Source organism: Fulvivirga sedimenti, assembly GCF_020328055.1.
Genome location: NZ_JAIXNE010000002.1, coordinates 314002 through 338615 on the forward strand (window position 1 = coordinate 314002; position 24614 = coordinate 338615).

Here is a 24614-nt window from a genome sequence, read left to right on the forward strand (position 1 = left end):
GCGGGCATCGTTAGCACTAATCTTGCGATTTCTAACACATTTATAATACTGTGAAGAGACATGGAATTACGGGACTGTTAATGTCCAGCGGGCGGAGGGTTTTTAAGATATTCAATGGGCGTTAATCCGAATTTCTCCTTAAAGACTTTCGAAAAGTAGGACAGATTATTAAATCCAACCAGGAATGCAATGTCACCCACATTCCCTGCCTGCTGCCGCATCAAATCGGCCGCACGCAGAAGTCGCATATGCCGTATTAATTCATTCGGACTGAATCCTGTAGTTGCATCCATTTTACGATATAGTTGAGTGTAACTTACTCCCAGGTCACGAGCAAGATCTTCCACTCCAAAGTCAGTTTCAGCTAGTCTTTCCTCAATGATTTCCATTGTTTTCTGAATGAAACGTTCATCCATTGACTCCACAATAACCGAGGTTGGATTGATCGTAATTTCCCTGGTATATTTCTCACGAACCAGCTTTCTGTTAAATAGCAAATTTTCAATCCGGATCAGGAGTTCATTAACCTTGAATGGCTTAGGAATATATTCATCAGCCCCAAACTGGTATCCCTTTAATTTTGTTTCAATATCAACTTTTGCAGTAAGTAATATAATTGGTATATGGCAGGTGCGTTCATCTGCTTTTAACTCCTGGCAAACTGTAAGACCATCCTTCAAAGGCATCATAAGATCTGTAATGATGAGGGTAGGTAATTCCCTGATGGCTGCAGCAATTCCCTCCTGCCCATCCTTGGCTTCAAGCATGGCATATGTATCTGATAGCTCAGATCTGATATAATGCCGGAGATCCAAATTATCTTCAATTATCAGAATGGTATCCTGCTGCAGGCTACCGACAGGGAGATGCCCGGAATCATTTATTTGATCTCCTGCATTCTCAGGAGATCCAACCACGTCCTCACTAATCTGAACGCTGATTTCATCATCATTTAAATGAGATCTGCCAAGCGGAAGACGAACTGTAAAGGTTGATCCCTTTCCAGGTACACTTTGTACTTCAATCGTACCATGATGCAGCTCAACAAGTTCCTTTGTAAGTGAAAGACCAACACCACTTCCTTCAAATTCCCTTGTACTGGAAAGATCTACCTGATAAAATAAGTCGAATATTTTACCCAACTCCTCCTCTGATATTCCAATCCCGGAATCACTTACGTTTAAAATCGCACAACCATCCGGAAACTGAGCGTCAGGTGCTGCCTTCAATATTTCAATAGCAATCTGGCCACCCTCCGGCGTATATTTGAATGAGTTCGAAAGCAAATTACCCACTATCTTCTCCAACTTATCCTGATCATAATACATTATGACCCGGACATCTTCCGATATTTTGAAAGTAATTTCTTTTGAGGCTGCAATTGAAAAAAACTGACTTGAGATTAATGAAACAGCCGTTTGCAGTTCCCCGTAAACGCATGATAGTTTCATAGCCGAAGCTTCCTTTTTGGAAAGATCAAGAAGCTGGTTTACCAAATTCAGGAGTCGGGATGCGTTTCTGTACATTTGCTGAAGCTCCGACTTTTCGGCCGGATCCTTAGCCGCCTGGATTCTTTTATCAATTGGACCAAGTAGCAATGTTAATGGGGTACGGAATTCGTGGGAAATATTGGCAAAAAAACGGGACTTCATCAGGTCAAGTTCCTGGTATTTTGAAATTTCCAGCTGCTCTAGTTTAATCCTGGCTTTTAACCTTTCGCGACTTATAATTTGCCTTCTCACGGCCAATAATAACAGAATTATGCCTAATCCATAAAGAGAATAGGCCCACCAGGTTCTCCATGGTGGTGGTAAAATGATTATCTCCATCGAGGCACCTTGTTCATTCCATACCCCATCATTATTGGTGCCTCTGACCCGAAAAGTATACGTGCCGGGATCAAGATTTGTATATGAAATATTTCTTCTTGATCCGGAATCAATCCAATCCTTATCAAATCCAACCATCTGATAGCTATACCTGTTTTTTTGTGGCGCCGTGAAATCGAGTGAAGCAAACTCAAAGGATAATGTATTTTCCAAATATGAAAGAGTATAGCCATTCTTCATTAATTCACGTGGTTCATTGAGGATATTGAATTGAGTGATAACCACCGGAGGAACGGTCAGATTATGTTTCAGACTATCTGGATGAAAAATATTAATCCCATTGATCCCGCCAAAACACAAATAACCATTCTCAAGATTACATCCGGCATTAGAATTGAATTCATTACTCTGAAGACCGTCTTCCACAGAATAATTGATAAACGAATTATCCTCCCGGCTCAACCGGGATATACCTTTAACATGCGATAACCAGAGATCGCCATGAATGTCCTCGAGGATTTTATAAATCGATGAATTTGGCAACGCGCTATTATTCGAATCATAAAATTTCAAAAGGGTAAGACGAACTCCCAATGATGCATCCGGTTCAATCTGATAAGAAAACAGTCCAACATTGGTGCATAACCACAGTAGTCCCTTGCTATCGAATTTTGATGAAAATAACTTCATTGGACGATCCGGCTGCAGAACCATGCTAAACTTATTTTCAGCATTCATGTAATAAACAGCTCCTGACTGAGATGAAACCCACAGATGGCCCATTTTATCCTCTGTGATCGACGCGATGGAGGCATGTTTGTAAGACGATGGATTGTCGGCTGCAGGGATCAGTTTTAAAAACTTTCGATTACCTCCCTGGTCAACATCTGACTTAAAAAGTCCATCATTTGTCCCTGTCCAAAGTGACTGGTCCGCAGCTACGAACGTTGTTCTTACTCCATTATTCTGAAGACTGTAAGGATTTGATGGATCAAATCCATAAATGTCAAATTCTTCCGTGGTTGGATCAAAATGGTATAACCCTCCTCCCAGGGTTCCTATCCATAATGAGCCATCCGAGCCGTCAGATATTGAAAAAATATCAGGATGGGCCATGGTCTTCCTGCTGGTTCCCTGGCGGTATTGAGTAATTGAGTACGGTCCGGCAAAATTATTACGATCAAAAACAACTTTATTAAGTCCGCCTTCCAGACTACCTACCCATATATTACCAGCATCATCCTGTTGAATAGCAAATACGTTGTTTGTGATGAGACTCTGTCCATCAATATCAGATTTACCAATATGTAAAAAACCTTTATTGCTGGAAAGTTTGCTCAGGCCCTTGGAAGCATATCCTATCCAAATGGTTCCTGATCGGTCTTTTAAAATACTTCGAATATCATTTTCCATGATACTTGAAGTATTCAGTGAATTGTACTTAATATTTTCGAAATTGTCCTTCACGGGATCATACACACTTATACCCCATCCGGTCGCAATCCAAATTTTACCATCAGCCGACTTAACCAAATCCCTGGTGTTATTATCGATAAGACTGCTCTGATCAGTGATTACCTTGTTCAGGTCCTGGTAATAATTCCTTACGCGTAATTCATATTCATTATTCAACACATCGATCCGGGAAATACCACCGCCGGGAAATCCTGACCGTGCAATCCAAATTTTACCATTCTCTGTGACCAGGATTGACATAACACTATTATTTCCAATGGTGTTCTTCTCTAATGGGTCATGCCTGATATTAGTAATAAACTTTTCCTGGTCCGGGTTAAAAACGAAAATCCCTTCAGCAGTTCCCACCCATAAATTTCCGTACATATCCTGAGCTAGTGCCCTGGAGTTATTGGTTGTAATGCCGTCAAAAGTGATCGAATATTGCTGAAACCTATTTTCATCCTTCAAAAACTGATGCAGCATTCCCTGACCTTCATTTGTATTTGCTGTGGTGATCCATAACCTTTCATTCTCATCTTTAAAAATCTTAAGAATTACATTGCTACTGATTGAGTTTTGATCATCACCATTTTGCCGGTAAACAGTAAACTTCTCTTGAAATGGATCAAACTGGTTCAATCCGCCACCGTATGTGCCAATCCACAAATTGCCTTCCTGATCTTCCTCGATCGACGAAATATCATTGTAACTAAGAGAAGTGGAGTCAAAGGGATTGTTCCGAAATACCTTGAATTCATAGCCGTCAAAACGGTTTAACCCATCTTCGGTGCCAATCCAGAGAAAGCCCCTGCTATCCTGAAAAATACATTGCACTGTCGCTTGTGAAAGCCCTGATTCAAGATCGAAATGATCAAATTTATATGTGTAATTCCGGGCATGGGGAGGAAACTCTTGGGCATTTTGTGCGAAAGGAATAAAGAACAAAATAATACAGGCAATTAACTTGTTCATTAAATGCATTCCATTAAGTCAGGAAAAGATAGTTATTCTTTCAGAATTAATGGAATGATTTTTTCAGGATAGAATCCTTTTTAAATTCCTCGTCTCAATGGAAATGAGAATAAAAGGAATTAAAGGAGTTACACCCCTTAAAGAAATTGATAAAATGCTGTTATTGATTTGATATGACGATCCTGGTCAGCTTCACGAAATCACGAAAGAAACTTCTCAATTTGGCCATTTCAGTCGTATTTACCTGCATGGCTACCGCAATGGAATATTCCGGAAGATAGACACCAATGGTATAATAACCAGGGAAAAATCCGCTATGACCATATGCTTCACCTACTTCAGGAATTACCAGTTTTTGATAGCCCATCCCGTAACTTCCGCCGATCTCCGGAGAGGGAATATCCTGGAAATAAGTCTCCCCCATCTTTTCCATGTCAAACGCATTTCCCTCGAAGAGCAATTTCAGCCACCGCGCATAGTCGCGCGTCTCAAATGCCAGTCCGCCTCCTGTCCACTCAAACTGGAGGTTGTACCTTGAAATCCCATCTTCAAGCAAATGATCATTAAATCCCAGCGGAGATTCCTTATCCATATATCCCTGCGCCAACTTTTCAATCTTACGCGTATTAGTGGGTAAAATTCCGGTAAGATCCAGTGGTTTCAGCAAACGATCCTTCAAAACAGTATAATATTCTTCCCCCTCAATTTCCTCTATGATCATTCCAAGGAGAATGTAATTCGTATCTGAATAGGCGAAACCCTCTCCTGCACTGAATAATGGCGCATCGTCCAGGACATAAGCAATCAATTCAGCCGGTTTCCATACCCGATCCGGGTTCTTCAGTACTTCTTCGGAAAATTCCGGTTTGAATTCATAGCGCTCCATACCGGACTGATGCCTCAGTAGATTCATGATGGTTAGTTCTTCACTATTCGGCAAACGACTGTACCACTCTTCATCACCGAGCCATTTGGAGGCCCTATCTTCCAACTGCAATTTGTTCTCTTCGATTAACTGCATCAGAACCGCTGCGACAAAAGTCTTCCCCGTACTGCCACTTAAAAGACGATTCCCGGGTGTCATTGGGGTTCCCGATTCTACATCAGCCCAACCTGCTGTAAAAGACGTTGCTTCACCATTGGGATAAGCAACACTGAACACTATACCCGGATATTTACCCTGGGCAATAATACTGTCAACTTCCGCCTGGATTGCTTTGTCCTGTGCATGGCAAAACAGCGGAAAAACCAAAAAAAGGAAACAATATTTCATATAAGTCAATTTGCAATGGTTATGTCTCAACCGATTGTAAGAACACCCAGTATGGTCAGCATTGAATTAATCCATTAATTAAAAAGAAATGCACATATCCAGCAGCTACTAACGGCTGAATATGTGCAAATTTCAAGGAATTATCAATTCCGACCTGACATCAGGTAAAATGCAGATTTAAAAGGTTAATGCTACATCCTTGTTCCGGCACTCTGCAATTCTTTGCCAAAAGGCTGATTGTAGAATCGCTTACCAGTCACCTTGTACATGGCATTTGCCAATGCTGCAAACACAGGCGGGAATAAAGGTTCGCCAAGGCCCGTTGGGTCTTTGTCATTCTCCACAAAGTGCACTTCAATGGATTTTGGCGCTTCCGTCTGCCGAATCATCCGGTATGTGTTGAAGTTTTGTTTCTGGGGCACACCGTCTTCAAACGTCATTTCCCCGAACAGCGCGTTTCCTATACCATCCACGATTGCGCCTTCCCCCATATTGGCGGCGGCATCCGGATTGATCACAATTCCGCAATCCACGGCAGCGATGACCTTGGGAATGACTGGCGTATTATTTTTCATCTCCAGCTCAAGGATTTCGGCTACGTAGGTATTATGACAGAAATATGCTGCAACGCCCCGGTTTGAATTATCCGACTCATTCCATTTTGCCTTATCCCTCACCAGCTTCAATACGCCTGCATACCGATCCGGATCATAATCATTATTTTCTCCTACAGGATTGTTCTTTGCACGGTCAAATAATTCGAGTCGGAATTCGATTGGATCCTTACCAGCAAGTTCGGCCACCTCGTCAAGGAATGACTGTTCTGCCCCACCGATAAAGTTCGATCTTGGAGCACGGAAGGCACCAATCGTGATGTTGGAATTAATAAACCAACCTTCAGCGAGGTAATTATCTACAGCTCCAGCCGGAAAGCGGTTGGCTGCTACCGGGTGTTCCGGAATTCCTCCCCCTTTTACATGGAATGCAATTAGATTATTATTCTCATCAAGCCCGGCCCGGTACGTAGCCGTATACGTAGGCCTGTAAATACCGTAGGACATATCATCTTCGCGGGAATAGACCATCTTTACAGGAGCCTGAATCTTTTGTGAGATCATTGCGGCCTCCACCATGTGGTGACCGTAGGCCCGTTGGCCGAAACCACCGCCCATACGGGACAGCCTGAGATGAATATTTTCCTTGGGCATACCCAAACAGGCCGACAATGTTTGCATAATGAGTTCAGGTGCCTGAATTGGTCCGTACAATTCTGCCTTGTCTCCCTTAACACTGGCAAAGCAATTCACCGGCTCCATGCAGTTATGGGCGAGGTATGGTGCATAATAGGTTCTCTCAATCACCTTGGCAGCGTTTTTAAAGGCAGTTTCCGGATCTCCGTCTTTTCGTAATACCTGTGCAGGCTTTTGAGCCATCTCCTCCATCCTTGACTTATGCCCGGCTGTGCTTTCGGTTCCACCGGGAATCGTAACTTCCTGCTTACCTCCCCATCCGGCAACAACCACTTTCTTGTCGGTCGTTCCCTCCCATTCAACCTTCAGCTGTTTCCTGGCATTCATCACCTGCCAGGTTGTTTCACCAACGATTGCGACCAACTCGGTAAACGATGTGGTATCGAAGCCGTTTCGTTCGTAGTCGTCCTTAAGTGTTTCAAATACAAACACATCACGGATACCCGGCATGTTTTTGACTGATTCTGCATCCACAGATTTAACCTTCAAACCGAAAGCTGGCGGATGGGCGACCATAGCCACAAGCATCCCGTCCTCAAAGTGGTCAATGGAAAACATGGGTTTTCCGGTGACAATATTTTTTGCCTCCACGTTTTTACGTGAAGTTCCGACAATCTTAAAATCACTTATTTCCTTGAGTTCTACTTCTTCCGGCACTTCAAGTGTAGCAGCGAGTGAGGCTACTTCACCGTAGCCTGCCTTTTTACCACTGGCTGTATGGGTAAGCACCCCTTCTGAAGTAGTTATCTCATTGGCTGGAACATTCCAGGTTTGTGCCGCGGCATTCACCAGCATCTGGCGTGCAGTTGCTCCCGCAGTGCGAAGCGGTTTCCATCCAAGTAAAATTCCCATACTGCCGCCGGTAAACTGACGATCGAAGCGCTCCGGAAAGAAATCGGCCTGCTCTACCATCACGTTTTCCCAGTCGACATCCAGCTCCTCGGCAAGTATCATCGGCATGGAGGTTTTTACATTGGATCCGAACTCAGGATTGGGCGACATCAGGTTGATTCGACCATTATTTCCGATCTTAATGTAGCTGTTCAATTCATACCACTCATCCGGGAGTCCGAGCGCCTCCTGCTCCTTAGGTGAGCAACCGGCAAGCCAGCTGAAGCTCAGCATCATACCACCACCTGCCAGGGCGGAAACTTTCATAAAGGACCTTCTGTCTATGGGTGTTTTTAAATTCGTCATGTTGAGTTTTTTTAAGCGTTTGATGCGTTCTTTATAGCTTGTTTGATACGGACATATGTTCCGCAGCGGCAGATATTTCCTGCCATAGCTGCTTCAATCTGATCATCCGTGGGTGACGGATTTTGTTTTAGCAGTGACACTGCATTCATGATCTGACCGGCCTGACAATAGCCACACTGGGGGACATCGATTTCGAGCCATGCCTTCTGTACCGGATGATCTCCATTTTCCGAAAGTCCTTCAATGGTAGTTATGGGCTTATCTGCCACCGCAGAAACAGGAAGCTGGCAGGAACGAACAGCAACGCCGTCAAGGTGAACCGTGCACGCACCGCACTGTGCGATCCCGCATCCGAATTTGGTTCCTGTTAGCTGCAGGTGATCACGCAATACCCACAACATAGGTGTTGAAGGATCCACATCCACCTGTTTTTCCTGTCCGTTTACTTTCAGATTAAATTTTGCCATGATGTATCTGTTACGATTGATTGATGCATTTTATATCAAGTAAATATACGAAATACTCACAGTATGATCTTACAGATTTCAACCATATGATTACGAAAATCAAACAGTCTGCCCACGAACTCCGCCATTATACAGACAGCGCTTCATCAACAGTATTTCACCAAACGCAAATTCAAGTAAAATATTAAAGGATGGAATGGATCTCAATAAAGGAAATTAACACTTTACACAGAGCCATGCCTATGACATTGTCTACCGGCATGCGCTGGCCAATTACCATGATGAACTTGCTTTTGGGACTACCACCGGCAACGTTTATTACTCCAATGATCTTGGCGATTCATGGGATCAGCTCGCCGGAAACCTGCCAATGGTGTATGCAGTGAAATTTATATAAATCCCTTCAGGAAACCATTTTGATTAAAATGTAGGTCAGAATAAAAGCAAAAACCGGGGCAATGGCCCATACCAGGAAAAACCGTTTTACAGTTTTGTTACTGAAAGTCGGACTCCACCCATTTGAGGAAATACTCAAAGCGATGAATGCCGCTCCGTTAAGTTGCACAAGTGAAGTGGGAATTCCCTTCGATACGGAAGCGATCAGCAACAAACTGGCCACGATAATGGCAATAACAGTGGCATTAAACGGTGTTACGTGCACCATGTTTCTACCCTGACTTTCAGTTACCTTGTGACCCAGCAGGGAACTGCCTATTCCAAAACAGGGAGCGATGATCAGGACCGACAGGATGGTGATCGGAAGAAAGTTCTGTATGGATTCACTCCCCAGTGCGTTGATCGTTAGCGATGAAATGGGCGCTGCGGCATTGGCTACGTTGTTCGCCCCGATGGAAAATGCCACATAACAGGAAGCAAGGATCAGTATCAATTTAAAGCCTGCATGACTTTTCATGTGTGAATAGTCGTAGGAGTAAACCTTGCTTTTAATCAATGGGAATATCCATTTCGTGAGTGTGAGCATGAGGAGAAATGAAATAACCGGAAGGATAAACCAGGCCGGAATGATCTCGTAAAAAAGTTTGTGTGTGTTAAGTCCGCCCACAGCAGTAGCCGCACCAGCAATCGATAGAACGGTCGACTGACTGGTCGATTGAGGAACTCCCAAAAGATTGGAGATCAGCAGTGATAATCCAATAGCCAAAAGCACAATCGATGTATTAACAGGCGTAAAAAATGTCTGATCAATCAATCCTGACCCTAGTGTTAGCGTTACTTCTTTCCCAGCCAGAAGCGCACCTGCCAGCACCATGATGCCAAATAGGCCTGGAATCATAGATCTTTTAATGACATTTGCACCATAGGCCGCTGAAAACGACGGAGAAGTTCCGCTCGCCCCCATATTCAGCGCAAGAAACATTGCAAGCAAAAAAGGTATCGTTAGAAAATTGTAGAGTTCCGACATTTATTCGATTATAGATGAAGTCTGCATCACAGCTATAAATAAACTGGCCGCGATATCAGTTTGACGCAAAGCACCCTAACTGGTCACATTAATTCTTTAAGTGACTTTTTATGTATCCTCCGTCTAATACTTCAGCATATGAAAGATACGGGTATATATTGGTGGCTGTTTTTCTTCGGACTGATCACTTTTCTGTTAATCATCGACCTGTTTGTTGTGTACCGGAAAAACAGGACTGTAACCCTCAAATACGCACTCCTTGAAACGGCAGGCTGGATAATCGTTTCACTGGCTTTCAACCTTCTCATCTATTACCAGATGGGTACAGTAAAAGCGATTGAATTCACGACTGCCTACCTCATCGAAAAGTCCTTGAGCATAGACAATCTGTTCGTGTTCATGATCATTTTCTCCTATTACCGCGTTCCTGATAAATTACAGCACGGAGTATTGTTCTGGGGCATCATCGGGTCCATTGTGATGAGGGCCGTATTTATTTTTCTTGGGATTGAACTGATTGAACGGTTTGAATACATCCTTTATTTAATGGGTCTGATCATTATCTACGCAGGAATTCAGTTTCTGCGCAATAAAGAGTTCAAGGCCGATCCAAAGAACAATTTCGCTGTGAAGCTTACCCGCAGAATATTTCCGGTAATGAAAAATTACAGCGGAACGAGGTACCTGATCCTCAGACAAGGTAAATTGTTCATAACGCCCCTTTTCATTGTACTGGTTGTTATTGAGAGTACCGATATCGTTTTTGCGCTGGACTCCGTGCCTGCGGTTCTGGGTATCAGCAGAGACCCATTCATTGTTTACACCTCCAACATTTTCGCTATACTCGGACTAAGGGCACTGTATTTCGCCCTGGCCGGGGTGATGTCGATGTTTCACCTTCTTAAATACGGGTTGGGACTCATCCTGATCTTCATTGGGTTAAAAATCTTACTGGAGCACTATGTACAGATTGATATTATGGTATCGCTGGCAGTGATCCTCACCATATTCGCAGGTAGCCTTTTATTATCATTTCTAATCAAACCTGCGCCAAACACAGTTAATTATCTTAAATCAAATGAAAACACCTGAAATTATCCTTAGTATCACATTTACTGTTTTGATCTTCGGACCATTCTGTTACCTCTATTACCTCGGCAGGAAACGACAGCTCAATGTCACACGTGAACTTGAGCGGGCTGGTAAAAGCCTCGGACTCAACTTTTCTGTTAAGGAGGCATGGGGAGACAGGATTATTGGCTACGACGCCGCACACCGATCCATCGTATATTTGTCAATTGATAAAACCGAGATAAAACAGGAGACCATTTACCTGATGAATGTACAATCTGTGCGGATGATCCTTCCCGACCCTCAGCGTATTGTCCTGCGGTTTAGCGGACGTAATCAATCGACGGATATTGAAATCTACAACGCTGCCATTGACTCTCAGCATGATGAGCGGTTTCATGAAAACCTGGCAAACAAATGGGCAGCCTTTTTAGGAAGTAAAATCGACATCAACCCAAGGAGAGCCGCCTGATCGGAACTTCGGGAAGGGCCTTTACATAGCAGGCATCAGGAGAGTAGAATAAAAAAAGGCCGTCTTGCGCAGACGGCCTTTTCACAATACACTCAGTGCAAACCGATCTTATTGAATCATTACTTTTGCACCATATTTCTCCTTGATAACATTATTAAGCGTTACTGCTTTGTCCCTGGCCAACACTGCCCTTTCCTTAGAAAGCTGCAATTCACCCTGGCTCAGCAACTCGGCAGTCTCACTCAATGTTGAATCAAGTTCCATTTGCTCCTGGTTCAGACTTTCAAGATCGTTATTCAGGTTCATTACATTTGAAGACTGGGAAACCTGGAGGATCATCTGATTATTTTCTTCAAGCAGAGAACGGACTTCTTCAACAGTCGTTAATACCTCATTCCTTACCTCTTCTTTCTTTTCAGCTGTCTCCAGGTTCACCTCTTCAGCGAATGAAGCAACTCCCTCCAGCTGCTTTATCTCTGAAGTATAGTCTTCCAGAAACTTTGCCTTTTCCATCTCTACCTGTGCAATGGTATTGTTCAGCGAATCGCGGAGTTTCTGAAAACTTTCCGGTGCAAAGACATTTGCTCCTTTCAGTTCCAAACTATCCACAATAGCTATTGTATTCTCTATTTGTTCCTGCGGAACTTCCTGACATCCCGCAAACACCATCATACCTGGTATGACAGCAGTCATAATTAATCTATTAGATTTCATCACCTTATGTCCATAAAGCAGACCTGCTTTATAGCATTGTGACGGCAAGAATGTTGAAGGTAACACGAAATTTATTCCTAATTTTTTAGTAGTATTCCTTGTTCCATATGAAAGACCCCGGAAAAGATAAACTATCAGATAAAGATATCATTGACCTGATCAGGGCAGGTCGTGAAAACAATCGATATTACGACATAATTTACAGTCGGTATTTCGATAAGGTAAGAGGGAAATGCTATTCATTGGTAAAGGATCGTGAAACTGCCAATGACCTTGCCGAAGATATTATGGTGAAGATTTTCGAGAATCTGGTTTCATTCAAAGCCACCGCTATGTTTTCTACCTGGATTTATTCCATTACCTATAATCACTGTATCGATTATCTGAGGAATAAACGAAGTAGTCATTACCCGAAATGGAATAAGGAACATGAAATGTCGGAAATACCGGATAACCTCGAAGATGTTGAGAATGAAATAGACTACGAAAGGCTCAAAACCGTTATGGAAGAACTGCACCCCGAGGAACTCGCACTGATCAAAATGAAATACCTGGATGATATCCCGTTAAAACTGATGTCGGAAGCATTGCGAATCACCGAAAGTGCCTGTAAAATGAGATTGAAAAGAGCCCGGACCCGTTTGCTCTATCTATACTCAAAAAAATATTTAAAATAACCCGTGTTACAAATTCAAGCTATTCCGTCCAATAACAAAAAGCTATTATGTCAGATACGCTGAAATCGATATTCCAGGCAAAGCATACGCCGCCTTCAAACTGTTTGAATGCTTTTGAGTTGAAGTTCCCCGGGGCAAAACATGTCGAGTGGTTTATAAGCAAGGCGTACATCGAGGTTGTATTTTACCGCGAACATCTTGAGTACATTGCCAGGTTTTCACCTGCCGGCGAATTGATTGAATACCGGCGAAATTTACGTGAGGGATTTCTTCCCCTGAAGATCCGGGAAATGATACTGAGCAAAGGTGAGATCATGAACCGGGTGATCCTGAACCGGGGCAATGAAATTCTCTATGAGGTAATTTACCGTAATTCAGCCGGAGAGAGATTTATGATTTTGATTGACGATCTGGGAGTTATGATTGAGGAAAGGATATTATAATCACAGTCTCCCAAAAAACAGGGTCAAACGAATTTTCAAATCACATAGGGCTGCTTATAAAATCTCTTTCCCATTGACTGGTAAAGCGCATTGGCAAGGGCTGCAAAGGCTGGCGGAAACGCCGGTTCACCCAACCCTGTCGGATCAATATTATTTTCCACGAAATAAACCTCGATCTTCCTGGGTGCTTCCGACATACGTATCATCCGGTACGTATCAAAATTCTTCTTCGAGGGGACGCCTTCTTTGAATTCCAGGGATCCGTAGAGCGCATTACCAATCGCATCCACGATGGCGCCTTCCACCAGGTTTGAAGCGGCATCCGGGTTGACGACTATACCGCAATCCACTGCACAAACCACCCGGTCGACCGCAGGTTTTCCATTCTTTTCAGTCATCTCAAAAACAAGGGCCGCATAGGAATTATGGCAAAAGTAAGCAGAAACCCCTTTAGGAACGTTTGAATTATCCCAGTCAGATTTTTCCCTTACTAATTTCAACACCCCGGCATAACGCTCCGGATCATAATCATTGGTTTGGTCTTCCACGGGATTCCTGATGGCATAGTCGAGTAATTCCAGTCGGAAATCTATAGGGTCCTTCCCTGCCGCTTCGGCAACTTCATCCAGAAATGACTGTTCAGACGCGGCCATAAAATTGGAATGTGGTGCCCGGAAAGAGCCTACAGTTATATTGCTGCCGATGGTCCAGTCTTCTGCGAAATAGTGCTCAACGGCACCCGCGGGGAAACGATCCGGTGAAAGCGGACTTTGGGGTATACCCCCGATGTTCACATGATAGGCAACCATATTCCTGTTTTCATCGAATGCCGCCCTGAATTTTCCATAGTAGGCAGGTCGGTAAATCCCTGAGGTCATATCGTCTTCACGTGTGTAGATAAGCTTTACAGGGGCATTCATTTTTTGAGAAATAATCGCGGCCTCGATAAGCCAGTGTGCATAGGATCGTCTTCCATATCCGCCCCCAAGCCGTGTCATTTCAATATTGATCTTTTCTACCGGCAGTCCGATCCTTTCCGAAAGTGTGAGTTCGGTAAGCTCAGGCTTTTGCAGGGGACCTGCCAGCTCTGCCCTTTCGGGTGTTACATCCGCAAAGAAGTTCATAGGCTCCATGCAATTGTGCGCGAGGAATGGTGCGGTATAGGAACGTTCTATGACGTTGGCTGCGCCCCGAAACGCCGCTTCAGGATCACCATCTTTTCTTCTGAGGTTTGCGGGTTTGTCTGAAAGTTCCTTCATCTGCCGCAAATGTTCTTCCGAACTTTCCAGTCCGGACGGAACAAACTGGGCATATTCACTTCCGAAACGACTCCGTTTTTCCTCACGGGATTCAATGGGCTCACACTCGATCTTCAGTTCCTTCTTTGCATTCATCACTTCCCATGTTGAATTGCCAACTATTACTGCAACTTCCGGAAAAGAAAGCGTATCAAAATATTCCCTTCTGAAATCATCTTCAAGTACCTTGATGGTAAATACATCACGAATGCCCGGCATGGACTTCACAGCGCTGTCATCGATTGATGCAATTTTCAGTCCGAACGCCGGAGGATGCACAATCATCGCGTAAAGCATGCCTTCCCTGTAATAATCCATTCCGAAGAGCGGCTGCCCTGTTACGATTTTTTTGCCGTCAACATTTTTCTGTGAGCGACCGATAATCCTAAAGTCCTCCATGGATTTGAGCTCCACTTCTTCCGGAACAGTGATTTCTGCCGCAAGAGCTGCCATTTCTCCGTAGCTTCCCGATTTTCCGCTGTTCCCATGATGGAGCATTCCGGCGTTGGTTGTAACCTCCTCAACAGGCACCTTCCATTGTTCGGATGCCGCCTTTCTGAGCATGAACCGTGCGGATGCACCCGCCATTCGCAGGCCTGGCCATCCCCGGCGAATTGCCTGACTGCCGCCAATAAACTGCCTTGAATATAATTCGGTATTCAGCGGAGCCTGTTCGACGATCACATCTTCCCAGGCAACGTCCAGTTCCTCAGCCACGATCATGGGCATGGAGGTTTTTACATTTTGTCCGCCCTCGGGGTTGGGAGAAATAATCGTCACCGTCCCGTTACTTCCAATTTTCAGGAAGGCATTGATATCGAACCATTCTTCAGGTTTGGCGGCTTCGTCGGTCACCCTGGCACAGGATGCCAGCCAGCTAAAGCTGATCATCAAGCCCCCTCCTGCCAGTGCACTCCCCTTGAGGAAGGAACGTCTGCCGATTTTTGTCTTAACTAAGGTCATTGGATAGGTTTATTTAGCGCATGAACCTTTTGAGTAAAATACATAATATTTTATAAAGAAATGAACAATTCTAAAATCACCATCAATCTACTATCTTGTAGAGCAAACAAAATCAACCAAATGAAGAAATTGATCATTCTGTTATTCGCTGGATTTACTTTTTTATCGGGCATCACCAGTTGTTCAAATCAACCTCCATCAGAAGCCGCCGCCTCCGCTGTCATACACATCAACCAGGTTGGATTCCTGCCAGAATCGACAAAACCCGCGATGGTGATTGATGCTGACGGCGATGATTTCACCATTGAAACAGCCTCCGGACAAGAGGTTCTTTCAGGCAAGCTGTCGGACGAAAAGGAATGGGAAGATTCCGGTCAGCGTGTAAGACTGGCAGATTTCTCCTCTGTCCGGGAAGCCGGGAATTATATTCTTAAATCGGGCAGCGCCGCTCCTGTTGATGTTGTTATTTCACCGGATGCCTATACCGAACTTGTTAAGGCCTCAGCCAAATATTACTATTTTAACCGTGCTTCCACTTCCCTGGATGAACAGTTTGCCGGACCATACCAACGGCCTGCAGCACACCCCGATACCCTCTCCTATATTCATGCTACAGCGGCAAGTAACGAGAAGCCTGCCGGATCGGTCATATCCACACCATACGGCTGGTATGATGCAGGGGATTACAATAAATACATTGTCAATTCCGGGATTACGACCTGGACACTGATGCAGGCATTCCTCAGGAATAAAGCTTTGTTAAGCGGATTAACATGGAATATTCCGGAAAGCGGCAATGATGTACCGGACATTCTCGATGAGGTTCGGTGGAACCTGGAATGGATGCGCTCGATGCAGGACCCTGATGATGGCGGGGTTTACCATAAAAATACGACCGCTAACTTTGAGGGATTTGTGAAACCCGAAGAAGCACAGTCGAAACGATATGTCACGGCAAAAAGCACGGCCGCCACTCTGGATTTTGCAGCCGTTATGGCAAAGGCTTCAGTGGTATACGCCGATTATGACCCCGAATTCAGCAATTCGGCATTGCTTCAAGCTGAAAAGGCCTGGGAATGGGCAATACAGCATCCGAACGAGATTTTCAAAAACCCGAAGGAAAGCGGTCCGGATGGCCCTGCCGTGAACACTGGGGAATACGGGAACGTACAAGTGAAGGATGAATTCTTTTGGGCAGCAACCGAGCTGTACCTGGCAACGGGAGATCAAACCTATGCCGATAGCATCCAAATAGAGGAATACGGGGACTTCGGAGTCCCTGCCTGGCCGAATGTCGAAACGCTTGGCCTGATCACTTTGGTGACAAGCGATAAGGCCAGTGATGAACTGAAAGCATTGGCATCTGCCCAATTACAAAAACTTGCAGATCAACAGATGGATGCATACAATGCCTCTCCTGTTCACATCACGTTAAACTCCTACCGGTGGGGCAGCAATTCGGATATCCTGAACCAGGGCATGGTTTTAATTGCCGCTTATGACCTCACAGGAAATGAAGAATATTTAACAGCGGCATCTTCCGGACTCGATTATGTTCTTGGAAGAAACGCTACAGGATATTGCTTCGTCACCGGATTCGGAAACGTTTACCCCATGAATGTTCATCACCGCCCGTCTGCCTCGGATGACATCGCCGAACCCATTCCAGGAATGCTCGCCGGCGGTCCGAACCCAAATAATATGGAGCAGGATTGCGGCAAGGATCAATATCCCGATCACCATCCTGCAATGGCCTTTGCAGACATTGAATGCAGTTATTCAACCAATGAGGTAGCTATCAACTGGAATGCTCCGTTGGTATACGTATCGGCGTCGATTCAGAATTCATTGAGTGAATAATTGCAGCTAAGTTATCAGACTTTTACCTGGAATCAGTCAAAGAAGTTCATTCCTCTTGAAAAGGGAATGTATGCCCTTCATAATATCATTTATTTTTTCGATTAGGTCCGAAGAGCGGTTCGGTTAAAAACAGTATACCAATCTCGAAGCCTGCCCCATATGATTTATTGAAGGCCCTGCTATAGGTGCCAGCAACAATCAAATTCGTATGTTCCCATCGGATGCCCGCCCGGTAACTCAGTGGAGAATAAGCTCCCCCTGCCGTTCCGAATATTTCACTCACAATGGCCGACTGTGGAATGATTTTATAAATGGCCAGCCTGGAGCTATAGGTAAAGCCCCACTTTGTATTCCCTGATTGTTTATGATTCAAATTCACCGTGGCGCCCGGGAGAATATCCCACAATATAGTATTATTGGCAAATGCATATGTCGCCACCCCCATAGCCCACCAGGATCGAAAGCTGCTCGTGACCTCTCCCTGGTCCAAGTGCTGAGGAAAGAGACCAACTCCGGCCAGAAATGCGTATCCGGCTGTTTCGGCTTCATTTTGTGTAATTCTATGTTTCAGATAAATCGAAGGTGATGTATACGAATCGGAATTCGTCCTTGGATCATCGTAATAATGAGTTAACTGTATATTCAACTCCCAGTTCGGAATAATAGCACCGACCAGATAAAATTGAGAGTAATCCTGACCTACGGTTCCAACTAACGTCACAACACCGTGGGGAGCTACCCATTGATTATCTCCTGCGAATTGTTGTGCCCATACCCCGGTTATCGGCATGAGGGTTAAGGCAATAAGCCACAAAAAGGATTTTAACATTGGTGCAAATGTAAGCTAAAGTCATTTCAATTTTTTTCTTGAAAGTAGATACATTTTCTCTCATTTCAATTCCTCCAGATTATCAAATATTTGGTAAAAGAAACCAATAGACTTACCATACTCATCAACCAGTATGCGCTCATTTACCCCATGAAAACCTTCAAATTCTTTGGTGTTTTCCAGTTGCAAAGCAGTAATGGTATATACATCCGGAGCAAACGGGCGTGCCTGAAAATGCTTGGAGTCTGATCCACCAATCACAAAGAATGGAGAGACCATGAGGTCATTTCCCCAGATTTGGCGAATGGTTTTTTCCAGCATATTATAAGAGGGATTCCCAACCTCAGCAATGTTGGTCGCAGGCGTAGAAGCAGAAATATCCTTTACCGTAATCCGATCGTCCTGGATGGCATCTTTTACGTGTTGGATAATCACTTCAGGAGTATCGCCCGGCATAGGACGGAAATTCACTACCGCCGTAGCTGCAGGAGGCAATACATTGTCCTTAACTCCTGCATTAAACATAGAAACGGCAATGGTTGTATGCAACATGGCCCTTGTTACCTGATTTTGCGACATCACATCGATAAATTTCTGTTCCATCGGAGTAATCTCATCATCTTCACCAAAGGCAACGGCAGCGTACAATGGCTGTTGCTCTTCTGGTAATTCCGGACCCATATAACGGTATTGTGAACGGACAGCCGGGTGAATTTTATAAGGAAACTGCGCCGCTTCCAGTTTGGTAATGGCCTTGGCCAAAATTCCAATATTCGTTTCTGCCGGTGGCTGAGACGAATGTCCGCCAACCCCTTCCATTTTCAATTCAAGACTAATGAAGCCCTTTTGAGCAATACCTATAAGCGCTGTATTCCCTTCAATTCCTGGAAAAATACCAGGTGCTAATGGCGCGGATTCGTCCATCACATACGCAAAGCGTTTAATACCTCGTTGCTCGAGTACATCCGCAATATGTTTAGCACCTTCCGGCCCTCCTACTTCTTCGTCCTGGCCAAATACAAAATAGATGGTTCGCGATGGCTGCCAGCCTTCTTTAATTTTCATTTCGGCAGCTTCTAAAATGGCATGGATTTGATTTTTATCATCCAACACACCACGACCCCAGATATACCCATCTTTTACAGTTCCGGCAAAAGGATCGACTTCCCATTGATCTCTGGAATCTTCCGGCACAGGCACGACATCCTGATGTGCATAAAAAAGTGCAGGCTGTAAACCTGGGTCTTTTCCTTCCCAGGTAAATAGCAGGCTATAAGGCCGGGGGTCACCGAGGACCTCTTTTTTCAGCGTCTTGTGTACCAGTGGGTAAGCTTGTTCTAAAAACTTATGGTAATCGGTAAATGCTTTGCTGTCAAACTCATTTCTGTCCTGATTCGAGATTGTCGGGAAAGTTACTGCCTTTGATAAGCGTTGCACCGCACCCTCCAGATCCACCTCAATTGAAACTTGTTCAATCCCGGTCATTTGCATCGACGTAAATTCATCCAGGTTGATAGCCTGGTCTGATTTTTTGTCTTCTGAGCGTTCTTCTGAATTTTTATTACAACCACTAAATAAAAATATCAAACCAAACACGAAACAGAGAGAGTAATTGAATTGTGATTTCATGGGATTTCCTTTAAGACGAGATATTAGATAAGTAAACTCAATAATAAAAAATATTTCATTGTAAAAGTTGCTGAAATGCCTAAACGCAAAAGGGCTTTAATAATCTATACTTTAGTCTATTTGATGCACTGTCACCATAGCAACGGAATCACAGGCGCTACGGTGAACCGTAGTTGATGCGCAGGTCCGAAAGCATCCGGGGCTGCAAGATAATACCAATATTGAACGCCCAGACGCAGGGGTATTTTACCAGCCCTGAGGACTTTCTGAACTCCGGTTCCGATAGGGAACGTAAACTTATTTCCATCAGACCCATTGTGATTGTAGGCATACGTAGGGGATGCAGTGATTTGCCATCCCTCTTTCAGGTTAATGGTATAAAAATACTGGCCGGCAGTTACGCTCGCACTTGGTGAACCATCGGCGGTAATCCAATAATCATCGGGTATTAAGGATAAACTTCAATTAAACCAGGAAGGTGCTTCAAGAGAAGCATACCTCTCTTCTCCGCCTCAGGCGGATACGGAGGACAGACAGGTAAAAACAAAAACAATTCGATGCTACTGTATCCAGGTAAAAGTAGGAACAGGATACAGGAACAGGTGTAAAACAATAAGGGTGTGCATCTACTGTATCCAGTTAAAGTGAAGGATACCTACCTTCTCCGCCTCAGGCGGATACGGCAGGCAGACAGGGAGCAGGATACCCTCCTACGCCTTTGGGCTCCGGCGGGCAAAGCAGGGGCAAAAAAATTTGGGTTCAAGTATACTAGTAAGTGCACGAAACGTATTTGAACAGATGAGCGTCAGGAAGTTATGCCTCTGGATTTTGCTATACCAAATAGATTAAAGCCCATCAATCAATCAATCCATTCCTTCCACACGTGAGCCGCCGGCAGCGACAACCTTTTCACTTATCTCCCTCACTCTGGCTTTAATCGAATTCAGCCGACCTTCCATGGCATTCATCTGATCTGTGATGATCTTCATCGTCTGCTTATGCGTTTCCGTAGGACCGTATGTTGATGTTGTGATCCCACGTGACAAGGCAAACGCCCGTTCACTCAGCAAGGGTTTATTTCGCTCCCCGATCTGATTTTTCGCCGCATTTCCATTGAACTCGGAGTCGAGCTCATTTAACTGATCCCTTACTTGTTCGATCTCTTCAAGTAAAGCATTATCGACATCAGCCTTCAAGGCAGCCATTCCTATTTTATCAATCTTTTTCTGCTCATTTTGAAGCGATATGCCTAGGGCGCCCAGATCGCGGTTCATTTCCTCATAAGTTCTCCAGAACGCAACAACCTCTTCCATCGGACTGCCTTCCAGGGTACCTTTCATCATCGGCTCAACGAGAACATTGACCGGCCCCGCCAGCTGAGTGAACTTACCTTTTTCGTATTTATTCAGGGTTGCCGTATAGGTTCCTGGTGCACAGAGTAGTCCCTGAATCTCATCCTGGTCACCTTCGAGGGTAAGCGCTGCATTCCCTCCCACCCGAAGATTCCAGGCCACACGATTGAAGCCCTTTTTATTCTCTGCCTTGAGGCGGTTGATCAGATGACCTTCCTGATCCCTGATCTCAATATAGATGAAAGGTTCAATCTCCCGTGTCTCATCTTCCAGTGCTGCCCAACCAGGAAATGGAATATTTCCAGTAACATCTTTTTCACCGGTCTGACGCTCCTTTTTCAGGCTTTCAATCCCATCCTTGAGGTAATAGGTGAATACAGCGCCAAAATCGGGATTAGGCGCGAGGTAGAGCTGCGTGCCCTGTGATCCTCTTGCATTCTCAAAATCCATGATCGAGCGTTCGATATACCACCAGGCCTTCCTGGGTTCAAATAACACGGCTTCCGCATCGAGCTGTTCGCGGCTTATATTTCTCAATGCTGAATAATCATCGAGAATATAAAAACCTCTTCCGAACGAAGCCGCGACCAGGTCATTCTCTCTTCGCTGAATCGCAAGATCCCGGAATGATATTGTCGGTATGCCCGACTTCAGCTTTGTCCAGCTTCCACCGCCATCGAAGGTTACATAAACGCCAAATTCGGTCGCTGCAAACATCAGGTCTTTATCAACATGATCCTGTACGATCCTCCAGACCAGGTTCTTCTCCCCCAGCCCGTTATCAATCCTCGTCCAGCTGGAACCGTTATCCGTACTCTTCAGCAAATATGGTTTAAAATCCCCTTCCTTATGATTATCGAGGGCGACATACATAGTGCTCTCGTCGAAAAGATCAGCCTTAATATCATTCACATAGGAACGTGCAGGGACACCCAGCGCACTTACTTCAATTTTTTTCCAACTCTGACCTTCATTTTCTGTAACCTGGATCAATCCATCGTCCGTCCCGATGAAGATTACCTTTTCATTCACGGGAGAAACGGCTATGATGTGATGGTATTGAAATTTGACATGGCACCCACATCCCATGGTGAATCCCAGCTTTGCGTACGGCCCATGATCGGGAGTGCGAGACGTTCCTGGTTACGGGTAAGATCACCGGAGAGCGAGGTCCAGCTGTCGCCGCGATTGGAAGACTTCCAGAGGCGCTGTGATCCATGGTAGATTGTTGCCGGATCATGGGGTGAAACCAGTATGGGCGCATCCCAGTTATAGCGCTCAAAGTCCTCATCGGGACCAGGTTGTGGCATGATATCAATCACTTCCCCGGTGGCAAGATCCATTCGTGAAAGCGTTCCCTGCTGGCGCTGACCGTACATGATATTGGGATTGCCGGGTTCTGTTGCGGGCTGATGTCCGTCCCAGTCAAGTACCACCTTCCAGTCGGCATTCCGGATGCCGTGATGGTTGTCGGTCCTTGAGGGACCGCCCTGCGTGCTGTTGTCCTGTGTTCCCCCGTAAACATTATAAAAAGGCTCCGCATCGTCAACGGCAACCTTGTAGAACTGCGTTACCGGCAAGTTTTCCATGTATCTCCAGGAAGCGCCCAGGTCGAAGCTTTCATACACTCCGCCATCAGTGCCCACCAGCAGATAATTCGGATCAGAAATTTTAAACGCTACGGCATGATTATCGCCATGCTTAGCGGTTTCATCCATATTTTCAAACGTCTTGCCGCCGTCTTCCGATTTCATCAACGTGTTATTCATCATGTAAAGACGGTCGAATTTATGCGGTGAAGCATAGATTTCCTGATAATAATGCGGACCTGTCGCACCAGCTACAGCATCAGACATTTTTGTCCAGCTGCCGCCTCTGTCGGCTGACCGCCACACGCCTCCTTTGGTGCGGTCGAGCTCAATCGCAGCGTAAAGAACATCAGGATTGATCGGCGAGATGGCCAATCCGGTTTTTCCCCAGTTACCTTCGGGCAGGCCCGTTTTCAGCTGCGTCCAGGTATCACCCCCGTCTTCACTCAGGTAAAGTCTTGACTTCTTTCCCCCTCCCATCCAGGCAGCTACAGTGCGATGATGTTCCCAGGTTACCGCATACACACGGTTGGGATCACGAGGGTCGATCACCATATCCGTGACTCCTGTATAGAATTCATCGCCGAGTGTTTTTGTCCATGTATTGCCTCCATCTGTCGATTTGAAGAAACCCCTGTCGCCCCCAGGACTCCAGAGCGGTCCCTGGGACGCTACCATGATAACATCTGAATCATCAGGATGTACTATGATCTTTGAGATATGTTCCGAGTCTTTCAGGCCCATGTTTGTCCATGAAGCACCTCCGTCTGTACTTCGGTACACGCCGTCGCCGAATCCGGCATGGCGTCCTCCAACATTCTCACCTGTTCCTACCCAAATGGTATAGGGATTATTCGGATCGATTGTTACACAACCGATGGAATAGACGGGCTGATCATCAAAAACAGGTTTGAAGGTAGTCCCTGCGTTGACGGTTTTCCATACTCCGCCTGAACCGACGGCGACATACCAGACACTTTCATTCGTAGGATCAATCGCCAGATCTGCAATCCGGCCCGACATAAATGCCGGTCCGATATTCCGGAATTTCAGGTTGTCAAACAGTTCGCTGTCATATGGTTTTGGGGAAGTTTCAACGGATCTTTTCCGCTGCGCTTCCGAGGTGATTGAAAAACCAATTAATAAAGTGAAGATGAGGAGGGTAAAGGTATGTTTCATAGGTAAGTTCCGACTTTAATTAAAAGTATAAATAAAAGTGTATACATGTAAAGCCCCGATACAAATTGTGCTGAATTAAATGGCCATAATCGATGCTACTGTATCCAGGTAAAGTAGGAACAGGATACGGGATACAGGATACAGGTATAAACAATTTGAGTGTGATTCTACTGTGTCCAGGTCAAGAGAAGGATACAGGAGCAGGATACCCTCCTACGCCTTTGGGCTCCGGCGGGCAAAGCAGGGGCAAAAAAATTTGGGTTCAAGTATACCGTATCCGGTTATATGTAGCATACGGGATACAGGGGCAAAAAAATTTGGGTTCAAGTATACCGTATCCGGGAAAGTGAAGGATACGGGATACAGGATACAGGTATAAACAATTTGAGTGTGAGAATACTGTATCCAGATCAAAGTAGGATACGGGATACGGGATACAGGGGCAAAAAAAATTTGGGTTTTAGTCTACCGTATCCGGTATCCTCAAACCCAAACTGTTTTTGCGAGCCCCCTGCCGGGATCGAACCAGCGACCTACTGATTACAAGTCAGTTGCTCTACCAGCTGAGCTAAGGAGGCAATTTACAACCGGATCAGATCCGATTTGTAAATGGAGATGCAAAAATAGAGTTGCCTGAATTAATTCCAAGCGCTTACCCGAAATTTTTGC

The 24614-nt window shown here is 45.0% G+C and carries 16 protein-coding genes and 1 tRNA gene; 5 read left to right on the forward strand and 12 right to left on the reverse strand.

Annotation, left to right across the window (positions count from 1 at the left end; all coding sequences use genetic code 11):
* Nucleotides 1–77: 77 nt before the first annotated feature.
* From LDX50_RS07725 to LDX50_RS07745, 5 genes are all read right to left on the reverse strand, one after another.
* Nucleotides 78–4259: a hybrid sensor histidine kinase/response regulator transcription factor gene (locus tag LDX50_RS07725; RefSeq protein WP_225697866.1), complete on the reverse strand. Its 4182-nt coding sequence runs from the start codon at nt 4257–4259 to the stop codon at nt 78–80.
* 160 nt (nt 4260–4419) lie between these two features.
* Nucleotides 4420–5532 carry a serine hydrolase domain-containing protein gene (locus LDX50_RS07730; protein ID WP_225697867.1) on the reverse strand — a complete coding sequence of 371 codons (1113 nt, stop codon included), beginning with the start codon at nt 5530–5532 and terminating at the stop codon, nt 4420–4422.
* Between the two features lie 191 nt (nt 5533–5723).
* Nucleotides 5724–7979 (reverse strand): xanthine dehydrogenase family protein molybdopterin-binding subunit, encoded by a 2256-nt coding sequence (locus LDX50_RS07735; RefSeq protein WP_225697868.1) that lies wholly within the window; start codon nt 7977–7979, stop codon nt 5724–5726.
* 11 nt (nt 7980–7990) lie between these two features.
* Nucleotides 7991–8446, reverse strand: coding sequence for a (2Fe-2S)-binding protein (locus LDX50_RS07740; protein WP_225697869.1), 456 nt, complete (start codon nt 8444–8446; stop codon nt 7991–7993).
* A gap of 403 nt (nt 8447–8849) precedes the next feature.
* The gene (locus tag LDX50_RS07745; protein ID WP_225697870.1) at nt 8850–9869 is read right to left on the reverse strand and encodes an inorganic phosphate transporter; all 1020 of its coding nucleotides are present in this window, start codon (nt 9867–9869) and stop codon (nt 8850–8852) included.
* 138 nt (nt 9870–10007) lie between these two features.
* On the opposite strand from LDX50_RS07745, the gene LDX50_RS07750 reads away from it, so the two are divergent.
* Together LDX50_RS07750 and LDX50_RS07755 are read left to right on the forward strand one after the other, a co-directional pair.
* A complete protein-coding gene (locus tag LDX50_RS07750) occupies nt 10008–10961 on the forward strand; it encodes a TerC/Alx family metal homeostasis membrane protein (RefSeq protein ID WP_225697871.1) in 954 nt (317 codons plus the stop codon).
* Nucleotides 10948–11412, forward strand: a complete 465-nt coding sequence (locus LDX50_RS07755; RefSeq protein WP_225697872.1) for a hypothetical protein — start codon at nt 10948–10950, stop codon at nt 11410–11412. Before LDX50_RS07750 ends, LDX50_RS07755 begins: the two co-directional genes overlap by 14 nt.
* 108 nt (nt 11413–11520) lie before the next feature.
* Here LDX50_RS07755 and LDX50_RS07760 read toward each other — a convergent pair whose 3' ends face one another.
* Nucleotides 11521–12105, reverse strand: coding sequence for a hypothetical protein (locus tag LDX50_RS07760; protein ID WP_225697873.1), 585 nt, complete (start codon nt 12103–12105; stop codon nt 11521–11523).
* A 128-nt stretch (nt 12106–12233) separates the two neighbouring features.
* Between LDX50_RS07760 and LDX50_RS07765 the strand changes: the two genes are divergently transcribed.
* Nucleotides 12234–12803, forward strand: a complete 570-nt coding sequence (locus LDX50_RS07765; protein WP_225697874.1) for an RNA polymerase sigma factor — start codon at nt 12234–12236, stop codon at nt 12801–12803.
* Nucleotides 12804–12850: 47 nt separating this feature from the next.
* The gene (locus LDX50_RS07770; RefSeq protein WP_225697875.1) at nt 12851–13246 is read left to right on the forward strand and encodes a hypothetical protein; all 396 of its coding nucleotides are present in this window, start codon (nt 12851–12853) and stop codon (nt 13244–13246) included.
* A 35-nt stretch (nt 13247–13281) separates the two neighbouring features.
* On the opposite strand, the gene LDX50_RS07775 is transcribed toward LDX50_RS07770, so the two are convergent.
* On the reverse strand, nt 13282–15507 hold the full coding sequence (locus LDX50_RS07775) for a xanthine dehydrogenase family protein molybdopterin-binding subunit (RefSeq protein ID WP_225697876.1): 2226 nt from the start codon (nt 15505–15507) through the stop codon (nt 13282–13284).
* A gap of 120 nt (nt 15508–15627) precedes the next feature.
* Between LDX50_RS07775 and LDX50_RS07780 the strand changes: the two genes are divergently transcribed.
* A complete protein-coding gene (locus LDX50_RS07780) occupies nt 15628–17367 on the forward strand; it encodes a glycoside hydrolase family 9 protein (protein ID WP_225697877.1) in 1740 nt (579 codons plus the stop codon).
* 85 nt (nt 17368–17452) lie between these two features.
* On the opposite strand, the gene LDX50_RS07785 is transcribed toward LDX50_RS07780, so the two are convergent.
* From LDX50_RS07785 to LDX50_RS07805, 5 genes are all read right to left on the reverse strand, one after another.
* Nucleotides 17453–18196: a hypothetical protein gene (locus LDX50_RS07785; RefSeq protein ID WP_225697878.1), complete on the reverse strand. Its 744-nt coding sequence runs from the start codon at nt 18194–18196 to the stop codon at nt 17453–17455.
* Nucleotides 18197–18256: 60 nt separating this feature from the next.
* The gene (locus LDX50_RS07790) at nt 18257–19825 is read right to left on the reverse strand and encodes a M20 family peptidase (protein ID WP_225697879.1); all 1569 of its coding nucleotides are present in this window, start codon (nt 19823–19825) and stop codon (nt 18257–18259) included.
* Nucleotides 19826–20688: 863 nt separating this feature from the next.
* On the reverse strand, nt 20689–22209 hold the full coding sequence (locus LDX50_RS07795) for a WD40/YVTN/BNR-like repeat-containing protein (protein ID WP_225697880.1): 1521 nt from the start codon (nt 22207–22209) through the stop codon (nt 20689–20691).
* An 11-nt stretch (nt 22210–22220) separates the two neighbouring features.
* Nucleotides 22221–23945, reverse strand: a complete 1725-nt coding sequence (locus tag LDX50_RS07800) for a WD40/YVTN/BNR-like repeat-containing protein (protein WP_225697881.1) — start codon at nt 23943–23945, stop codon at nt 22221–22223.
* 505 nt (nt 23946–24450) lie between these two features.
* A tRNA-Thr gene (locus LDX50_RS07805) sits at nt 24451–24523 on the reverse strand.
* Nucleotides 24524–24614: the final 91 nt, after the last annotated feature.

Coding starts and splice junctions, on each gene's coding strand:
- LDX50_RS07725 (WP_225697866.1), bottom strand. CDS start 4,259: ATGAACAAGTTAATTGCCTGTATTATTTTGTTCTTTATTCCTTTCGCA.
- LDX50_RS07730 (WP_225697867.1), bottom strand. CDS start 5,532: ATGAAATATTGTTTCCTTTTTTTGGTTTTTCCGCTGTTTTGCCATGCA.
- LDX50_RS07735 (WP_225697868.1), bottom strand. CDS start 7,979: ATGACGAATTTAAAAACACCCATAGACAGAAGGTCCTTTATGAAAGTT.
- LDX50_RS07740 (WP_225697869.1), bottom strand. CDS start 8,446: ATGGCAAAATTTAATCTGAAAGTAAACGGACAGGAAAAACAGGTGGAT.
- LDX50_RS07745 (WP_225697870.1), bottom strand. CDS start 9,869: ATGTCGGAACTCTACAATTTTCTAACGATACCTTTTTTGCTTGCAATG.
- LDX50_RS07750 (WP_225697871.1), top strand. CDS start 10,008: ATGAAAGATACGGGTATATATTGGTGGCTGTTTTTCTTCGGACTGATC.
- LDX50_RS07755 (WP_225697872.1), top strand. CDS start 10,948: ATGAAAACACCTGAAATTATCCTTAGTATCACATTTACTGTTTTGATC.
- LDX50_RS07760 (WP_225697873.1), bottom strand. CDS start 12,105: ATGACTGCTGTCATACCAGGTATGATGGTGTTTGCGGGATGTCAGGAA.
- LDX50_RS07765 (WP_225697874.1), top strand. CDS start 12,234: ATGAAAGACCCCGGAAAAGATAAACTATCAGATAAAGATATCATTGAC.
- LDX50_RS07770 (WP_225697875.1), top strand. CDS start 12,851: ATGTCAGATACGCTGAAATCGATATTCCAGGCAAAGCATACGCCGCCT.
- LDX50_RS07775 (WP_225697876.1), bottom strand. CDS start 15,507: ATGACCTTAGTTAAGACAAAAATCGGCAGACGTTCCTTCCTCAAGGGG.
- LDX50_RS07780 (WP_225697877.1), top strand. CDS start 15,628: ATGAAGAAATTGATCATTCTGTTATTCGCTGGATTTACTTTTTTATCG.
- LDX50_RS07785 (WP_225697878.1), bottom strand. CDS start 18,196: ATGTTAAAATCCTTTTTGTGGCTTATTGCCTTAACCCTCATGCCGATA.
- LDX50_RS07790 (WP_225697879.1), bottom strand. CDS start 19,825: ATGAAATCACAATTCAATTACTCTCTCTGTTTCGTGTTTGGTTTGATA.
- LDX50_RS07800 (WP_225697881.1), bottom strand. CDS start 23,945: ATGAAACATACCTTTACCCTCCTCATCTTCACTTTATTAATTGGTTTT.